The following is a 650-nucleotide window of genomic DNA, read 5'->3' as shown; positions in this document are numbered from 1 at the left end:
AATATAATCAGGGAATGGCAACGAGTATCCAATTAGCTCGAGAATACAACCTCAATTCAAGGGTTGTTCGAAGCTGGATTCAAACATATCGACTTCAAGGTAAAATTCGTCATAGTAGAAATAAAAGAATATTTGACACTGATTTTAAACTGGCTGTGATAGACTATTATCAAACACATGAGGTAACCATAGCTGAAGTTGCTGCCAGGTTTGATCTGCTTCCAGGTCAAGTATCCCATTGGAGGACACTATTTAAAACGGGTGGTATAGAAGCTTTGCGTCCTCATCAAAAGGGAAGGAAGCCAAAACAAATGAAATCACCAAAACACCCGGAAAAGAAACCAACATCATCAGAATTGAGCGAAAATGAGCGGCTGAAGGCTGAAATTATCAAGCTAAAGAAAGAATTGTATGATGCACGTCTGGACGCAGCCATATTAAAAAAAGCGGCGGCCCTGTTCTGGAACTCAAAGCACGACGGAAAACGATGATTCTTGACCAGATCAGGGCCGAACAGTTACAAATGCCTAAAGCTGAACGTTTCAGGCTTAATGACTTACTGTCTAAATTAGAGTTGAAACGGTCAACTTACTATGATGAACGTAAGCGCATCAGTAATAAGTTTGACAAGTATCATGAAGTTAAAAGGC

1 protein-coding gene is annotated in these 650 nt (G+C 40.0%); it reads left to right on the top strand.

All coding sequences use genetic code 11. The features are described 5' to 3' along the window. A partial coding sequence (locus KJQ99_RS09475; protein WP_214150679.1) for a helix-turn-helix domain-containing protein occupies positions 1-491 on the top strand: 491 nt, incomplete at its 5' end. Positions 492-650: the final 159 nt, after the last annotated feature.

It is taken from the genome of Campylobacter sp. 2018MI13 (genome assembly GCF_018501135.1).
Lineage (GTDB): Bacteria > Campylobacterota > Campylobacteria > Campylobacterales > Campylobacteraceae > Campylobacter_E.
The sequence above is the reverse complement of the archived record's forward strand: the minus strand, read 5'-3'. Positions and strand labels throughout refer to the sequence as shown.